Annotated in this window: 8 protein-coding genes; all 8 read right to left on the bottom strand. The window is 32.3% G+C overall.

Going from position 1 to position 6,806, the window contains the following annotated elements:
* Window positions 1-341: 341 nt before the first annotated feature.
* Window positions 342-818: a hypothetical protein gene (locus tag ESY88_RS20050; RefSeq protein WP_147088473.1), complete on the bottom strand. Its 477-nt coding sequence runs from the start codon at window positions 816-818 to the stop codon at window positions 342-344.
* Between the two features lie 62 nt (window positions 819-880).
* Window positions 881-2,350, bottom strand: coding sequence for an alpha/beta hydrolase-fold protein (locus ESY88_RS20045; RefSeq protein ID WP_189702680.1), 1,470 nt, complete (start codon window positions 2,348-2,350; stop codon window positions 881-883).
* A 7-nt stretch (window positions 2,351-2,357) separates the two neighbouring features.
* Window positions 2,358-2,573 carry a helix-turn-helix domain-containing protein gene (locus ESY88_RS20040; protein WP_147088471.1) on the bottom strand — a complete coding sequence of 72 codons (216 nt, stop codon included), beginning with the start codon at window positions 2,571-2,573 and terminating at the stop codon, window positions 2,358-2,360.
* 3 nt (window positions 2,574-2,576) lie between these two features.
* Window positions 2,577-3,113, bottom strand: coding sequence for a DUF2975 domain-containing protein (locus ESY88_RS20035; RefSeq protein WP_147088470.1), 537 nt, complete (start codon window positions 3,111-3,113; stop codon window positions 2,577-2,579).
* A 349-nt stretch (window positions 3,114-3,462) separates the two neighbouring features.
* Window positions 3,463-3,783, bottom strand: a complete 321-nt coding sequence (locus tag ESY88_RS20030; protein WP_147088469.1) for a hypothetical protein — start codon at window positions 3,781-3,783, stop codon at window positions 3,463-3,465.
* Between the two features lie 57 nt (window positions 3,784-3,840).
* On the bottom strand, window positions 3,841-4,323 hold the full coding sequence (locus tag ESY88_RS21260; RefSeq protein WP_189702679.1) for a hypothetical protein: 483 nt from the start codon (window positions 4,321-4,323) through the stop codon (window positions 3,841-3,843).
* 276 nt (window positions 4,324-4,599) lie between these two features.
* Window positions 4,600-5,103 (bottom strand): hypothetical protein, encoded by a 504-nt coding sequence (locus tag ESY88_RS20020; RefSeq protein WP_147088467.1) that lies wholly within the window; start codon window positions 5,101-5,103, stop codon window positions 4,600-4,602.
* A gap of 582 nt (window positions 5,104-5,685) precedes the next feature.
* Window positions 5,686-6,174, bottom strand: coding sequence for a hypothetical protein (locus ESY88_RS20015; RefSeq protein WP_147088466.1), 489 nt, complete (start codon window positions 6,172-6,174; stop codon window positions 5,686-5,688).
* Window positions 6,175-6,806: the final 632 nt, after the last annotated feature.

Raw genomic sequence — 6,806 nt, 5'->3', positions numbered from 1 at the left:
CTCGTTCCTCTTTAAAATGTGTACGACAGCTCTTTTCGTCTGTGAAATGAACTCCAAAATCAAATATATTCATAATCAACTGTTTTAATATCAAGTGAATATACGATAATTATTTCATTTTAGGGCTCTTTGCGGATATACAATAATTAAATTTAATATTTTGAATTTCAGCACTTTTTTCATTTTTTTGGTCAAATTACCGCTAACGGTTAGTATATGAAAAGTAGGCGATTACGAAGCACGAAACTTTCGGTTAAGCACAAAGTTTGATACGAGCCACAAGACTTGAATTTACTACTGTTTTGCCTATTTTTTATATACATTGTTAGCGGGTCGTTGTTTTAATTCTGCTCTTTCATTGCTGTCAATTTATTTTTTAATTCAACTGCGAGTAAATTATTGTTGGTCAACACGAAATTAGCTTCTTGACAATATGGTAATGATTGAAGACCGAGGTGCTGTTCGTATCCATCGGTTTTCATAGTAGCAAATTTATTCCATTCTTTTTCCTCTTCAGAGAGAAACTCGCCACATAAAATGAAAGTTGTATCGTTTTTTGAGGACAGCAAATACCCGATTTCTATTTTACGGAAATCAATAGCTGTCGGTGGATTATGACTGTGAAAATCTTTAACTGCTGATGCTATTAAAAACTGAATAATAGAGTCTGATACAGTTTCCTGTTCGGAAGATGTTGATACTCCAACTGAATTTTTACTGTTATCCTTTTCATTGCCAAAGTTACAGCTCGTTATAAAAGTAAAAATTAATAAGAAAGCAAATAGCCTTATTGGGTTTAAAATATTATTCATTTTCATTTTGTGCTTTTTTATTAGTAAGATATTAAGTTGCATTATTTTCAGTATGAGTTAAACTTATGTTATTTATTCTTAAATGTCGCTTGAAAAGTTCCATTTGGTTGCACTGAAGTAAATCCTTTTGGTTTATCTCCGTCCATTTCAAACGTAACTTTATAACCTTGTTTTCCCTTTACAGTAAAAATATGTTCAGATTGAAATTCAAACTCATCATCTTCTTGACCTGGTACTTTTGCAATTAATTTGTTGTCTCGAATTTCTAATACTATTGAAATATTATAGGTTTCTATAACATAAACGCCTGCATATTTTTGTAAATCAATAGTTTCAGGTTTTAATATTACTTTGGCAGTCAAACTGTCTAACTTGCTTCGGGTTTCTGCATTACCGTTAATCTCCAATGCTTTTTGGTAATTTGAAATGGCGTTTGTGGTGTCTTTTTGTGCTAAATAGTAGTCCGCATATGAATCATAAACATTACTGCTTTCGGGATACCATTCAATGTTTAGTTCAAATAATGCTTTTGCTTTATTGTAATGTTGTTTACCCAATGCTTCATAAGCAAAATAGTTGATGAATGCTTCTGGCGCAGCATTCATATAGCCCATTTTTTCGGTTACGTTTGCATAGTGGATTTTTAGTTTTGAAGCAATTAAGTCAGTTGAGTCCGTAAAGTCTTTTTCTGTTGCATCTAAAAGGTAAAAGTCAAAAATGAAACGCAAACCGTCATATTCACTTATTAAGGGTACAGTATTATGAGTTTCGTTTTCATAATACTTTGAACCATAGATTAATCCATTAGTATTAGCTTTCAAAAATTTATCTAACTTAAAAATGGAACGAATATGTTGGGTTTCAAAGGACTTGTCATTTTTGAGTTGCGAAAATTCCATTCCTTTGGGTAGGGTGTTAGCTGTTCCGATGAATAGTCGCTTGCCATTCATATTTTGTTTTGGAAATCTAGAAATAGTATTGGTTAAATTCTTTTCGTTGTCGTACCACATACTTGGCTCAATAGCGATATGAGCATTAAATAGTTCAGTAAAATTAGTAAGAATGTCAATGACTGTTAGTCCGCCTAAAGAATGACCAACCAACATTTTATATGGTGCAGTTTTATAATTCTTGTCTATATGTGGGATTAATTCGGATGAAAGGAACTCAATAAAGGGATTTGGGTTGTCCAAATCATTAGAAGGAACAAAATCTCTAACTCTATTTGTGTTTTCAATCGCAACTACAATCATTTCAGGCAACGTGCCATTTCCGTTGGCTTGACTATGTTGCTGAATAATACCAACAGTCGAATAGAAATGTGCGCTGCCATCTAATAAGTACAAAACAGGATATCGCTTATCAGGGTTTGGACTTTGAGAAGTAATTTTTGGTGTGTAAATCCAAAGTGTCCTGTTTTCATTTAATACTTTGGAAGTAATGACTTCCTTTTTACCTATGGTTATATTTTCGTTATTTTGTGCTTTTAAGAAAAAAGAGAATAGTAATAAAGCGAATGTTATAAATATTGTTTTCATAATTGTTTTAATTTTCGGGTTCTTCAACATATTCAAGAATATCAGCTGGCTGGCAGTCTAAAACTTTACAAATGGCTTCTAAAGTGCTAAAGCGTATGGCTTTTGCTTTTCCTGTTTTTAAAATGGAAAGATTTGAAAGGGTTAGCCCTACTTTATCAGATAGCTCATTAAGCGACATTTTTCGCTTTGCCATCATCACATCAAGGTTTACAATGATTGGCATAGCTTATACAGTTAAGTCGTTTTCGTTTTGTAATTCAATACCTTTCTTGAAAATGAAAGTAATTGCAAATAGTATTGCCGTCATTAGCAAGTAAGCTCCACCGTCATTCCAATATCTTTCAACAATTCCAACATTATACCCTTTATCAGATAATTGGCTGACAACTTCTTGTGCTATGATGCTGATAATTCCGATTGAAAGTGTGTAATAAGTGATTTTTGTGATGATTCCACTTACATTTTCACTAAATGGCTTTGTTATGTTTAGTGTTTTGAAAAGCTTGAGTACAACAAAGAAGAGGTAAGCTTTTAATGCTGAAATTGCTACAGTTAGAGCAAATACCAACGTATAGATTGACTTACTTTTTAAGTAGAGTTCTGAAAGGTCAAGCCCAAGATGAAGATTATGAGTTGCAATGGGTTTAAACAAACTGAAAACGTAGTTGAATATCAATGCACCTGTTTGGATGCAGTACCCGAAGAAAATCAGCCAACAAATGACCTGAATTCCTTTCCAAATGAAGTTGTTTCTTTTTGACATATCTTTTAATAAGTTAAAATTGATGTCGCAAAGATAAAATTTATTTATTGAAAAACAATAAATATTTATTGAAGTATAAAAAATATTTACTGAACTACAATAGTATGTTATTGTAATCAGCTGATTGTCTAGTATTTAACTTTTGTTGGTAAGTTCGAAAATATTTCGTTTAGTACAGTTCTTTTTTTGTAGTAGTTGTGTTTCTTCAATGCCCGCTAACGTGTTTGTATATGGTTTGTTGCGTGTTTTAGCACATAATTTAGCAAATAAAAACCGAATAGAAAATCCCCGAGGACTTTCGTAAGTAGGCTATAACTAGCAATAAATTATATACGGTGTTGGCAGAAGATTATTTACTTGTCAAGATTATTTTTCTACCCTTTTTATCAATTTTCACAATGTAATTTTGCATTCTAATTGTATCTAAAACAGCTTTCATTTCTTTTTTTGAAATAATCTCTTTATTTATTATTAGAGTAGTTGAAATAGTGTCAATTGAGTTATAAATTAATTGAACTTCATTATTATTTAAATGATTTGCATCTAAATCTATTTTACTAATAGTATCTAAATCCAATATATTTGCGTTTTCAGTTTTTTCTGTATTTTTTATGTTATTTGATTTACAACTCAATATTGCAAACACTAAAATTAAAATTATTTTTTTCATAATCAATTTTTTAATAAAAAAGAGGTCAAGTGTTTGCTCAACCTCTTTTTCAAATTATTAAGCGACATTAGACCAACCACAAACATTATTTAGATATTGTGTTGCAGCACCTGCAGGCACAAATAAACTTTCTCCATTATCTCCGTGATACCAAGTACCGTATATCCAACAATCATTTCCGTCGTAGAAATAACCAGATTCAACATTATCAAATAATTCTCTTACAGGACCACCAGTTTTTGCTGTAGTATTTTGTTCTGAATTATTCTTTAAGTGTATCACATAAGATTCCTTACCAGTTTCACTATTCACTGCTCTGCTAATTTCTAAACTATCCGAAATTATGTCAATATCATCACCGTCTGTAATGATTGTTGCATTGAACTGTTCAACTTGTGATTTGCTTTTTGAGTCTGTTTTTGAATTTTGACTTTCAAAGTTAAAATTTAAATCATAAGAACTTGTTTGTTCTTCTAATGACCCTTTTTCACAAGAAAAGGATATCATTAAAATTGCTAAAAATAAAAATGTTTTTTTCATAAAAAATGAATTTTTAAAAGGTTAAAATTTTAATAGGCATTAAATTCGACTAATTCGATACAAACGTATTTTTTTAAACTAATTCAAATGTATGTTCAAAAAGCCTTTTGTCAATGAAAATTCGTTCAAATTTTCTGCCAACGTTGTTGTGTATGGACCGTTGCGTGTTTAAGCACTAACCATTAAAGATACAAAACTACGCTGGAAAATTCCCAAGAATTTTCCAGATGAGCACAGACCCAGCAATGGTTTATACACGGTGTTGCCACACGTATTTTAATTTTCGTTTTTCTTTTTTTTAATAGGTGGCGGAGGTGGTGGTGGTGGAATATTCATATTCTCTAATTCAATTTCCGATTCCTTATTAATTTCCTCCAGTTGGGTTTTGCTCACAACCTTTATATCATCCACTAAATTGTTTTCTCTGTCCGCAAATCGGATAAATAATTGTCCATATTCTGTTTTTGTAATTTCATTATAAAAATGAAAGCTGTAAATCAGAGGGTTTTCACTCATCATTATTAATGAATAGGTTACCTCTAACTCTGAATTCTTAATATCAGATTCAAGTTGTTTAACTTCGAGATTTAATTTCTCACTATCAATTCCTTCATACCAATTTGAAAATTCGGTTTCTATGTCTTTATTAGTTATAGTTCGACCAATAGTTTCACATTGAAGTACAAATTTTTCAAATTCGGAATTAAAAATTCTCTTTTCTTCTTGAGAGAAAACGTTGATTGAAATCAAGAATATAAATGTTAGCGCGATTTTTTTCATATGTGTGGCAACGCTCTTGAGTATGATTAGTTGCGTGTCCCAAGCGCTAATTTAGCAAATAAAAACGAACTTGGGCATCCGCGAGGGTTTTCGGAAGAAGAACAGGCCAAGCAATTAATTATACGCGATGTTGCCTAATGTAGTTTCAGAATTTTGATTCTTTATGTAAATGACCGTTTGTTGCAGTGCGCGAGAGTGATAAAAGTCCGCACGGAATTAATAATCTGACTTGTAATCCGTCTGAGTGAACAATTCCGCAAACTTGCTCAATTCCGCTGGTTGATTGTCCAATTATAATTTTCAAGCTTTTTTTCCGCAATGGTTCTCAATTCCGCAAACTGGCTAAATTGAGAACTAGATTCGATTCCGAAAACCTGCTCAAAATTCCGCAAAGATTGGTTTCCGCAATATTGGTCAAATTACCCTTTTCAAAAATCCGAATGGATTGGGTGCGAGTGAATTCTGCTATATTAGGCAACGGAATTGTGTATGATTAGTTGCGTGGTTAAGCACGAAAGTTAGCAAATAAAAACTGAATAGAAAATCCGCGAGGATTTTCGTAAGTTGGCTAAAACCAAGCAATTAATTATACACGGTGTTGTAAACAGTTATTTTTTCCGCAATATATTTCTCAATTATATCTTTGTCCGTTTTATTCTTTAATATTAATAATTCGTTGTTTTTATGTGTCCGATAATTCATTAAATATTTCGTTTTTCCGCTACGTTTTAATTCCGAGTATTCAAATCGGTTTGGGTTTAACTTTTCAGTTATTAATTCCGTTTTTTGAACTCGGTCAAATAATTTTTTCAGTCGAATCATATTTCCGGTTTTCTCGTTAATTAAAAGTTCCGTGTAATATATCCAAGAAGCAAATCTGTAAGATGTATATCCAATTAAAGTCAAAATAGCAATAAAAATTCCAATCCCAAAACCAAAAAAATAAATTAGAAATACAAATGAGGCGGAAGTCCAACCTATTAATTCTTTCCATTTGAATGGAATTCGGTCGCTCAAGGTGTGAATGTTTCCATTTTTAGAAATTCTAAAATAATCTTCGTTTTCGTTCAATTTTCAGGATGTTTTTGTTCTTACGTAATTTTGTTTTTTAATTGTTTACAACGCTCTTGAGTATGATTAGTTGCGCGTCTCAAGCAGTAATTTAGCAAATAAAAACGAACTTTGGCATCCACGATGATTTTCGGAAGAAGAACAAGCCAAGCAATTAATTATACGCGATGTTGTGAAAAGTGGCCTGGAATTATGGTGTTTTGTTGTTGCTTTCCCTGAGATAGTGCGATTGAGTGAGTTCCGCCGTTCCCAAAATCGGCGAACTTCGTGATTCCGCCCAAGTGTAAAATTCCGTGTGAGTGAGCAATTCCGCAAGACTATTTTATTCAGAGTGGATTTGATTAAGTCAAGATTCCGCAAACCTTTCTGCCGGAAACATGCTAAAAGGCCGAGTGTCATTTTATCGGACTGGTTTAGAAATCCGAAATAAAAATTCCGCGACCGTGAAAGGAATAGTTTTTTGAATTCCGATTGTCTAGTTCTGAGTGAATTCCGCCATTTTTTACAACGCTCTTGAGTATGATTAGTTGCGTGTCTCAAGCAGTAAATTTAGTAAATAAAAACGAACTAGCGAATCCACGAGGATTTTCGGAAGAAGTACAGACCTAGCAATTAATTATACGCGATGTTGG

Origin of the sequence: Subsaximicrobium wynnwilliamsii (assembly GCF_007997225.1) — a bacterium.
In the GTDB taxonomy this organism is placed as follows: domain Bacteria; phylum Bacteroidota; class Bacteroidia; order Flavobacteriales; family Flavobacteriaceae; genus Psychroserpens; species Psychroserpens wynnwilliamsii.
Note: the sequence above shows the minus strand (reverse complement) of the source record. Positions and strands in the feature narration are given on the sequence as shown.

What these genes read in the sequence shown, in the direction of transcription:
- ESY88_RS20050 (WP_147088473.1), bottom strand. Translation starts at nt 818, where the DNA reads ATGAAAATGAATAATATTTTAAACCCAATAAGGCTATTTGCTTTCTTA.
- ESY88_RS20045 (WP_189702680.1), bottom strand. Translation starts at nt 2,350, where the DNA reads ATGAAAACAATATTTATAACATTCGCTTTATTACTATTCTCTTTTTTC.
- ESY88_RS20040 (WP_147088471.1), bottom strand. Translation starts at nt 2,573, where the DNA reads ATGCCAATCATTGTAAACCTTGATGTGATGATGGCAAAGCGAAAAATG.
- ESY88_RS20035 (WP_147088470.1), bottom strand. Translation starts at nt 3,113, where the DNA reads ATGTCAAAAAGAAACAACTTCATTTGGAAAGGAATTCAGGTCATTTGT.
- ESY88_RS20030 (WP_147088469.1), bottom strand. Translation starts at nt 3,783, where the DNA reads ATGAAAAAAATAATTTTAATTTTAGTGTTTGCAATATTGAGTTGTAAA.
- ESY88_RS21260 (WP_189702679.1), bottom strand. Translation starts at nt 4,323, where the DNA reads ATGAAAAAAACATTTTTATTTTTAGCAATTTTAATGATATCCTTTTCT.
- ESY88_RS20020 (WP_147088467.1), bottom strand. Translation starts at nt 5,103, where the DNA reads ATGAAAAAAATCGCGCTAACATTTATATTCTTGATTTCAATCAACGTT.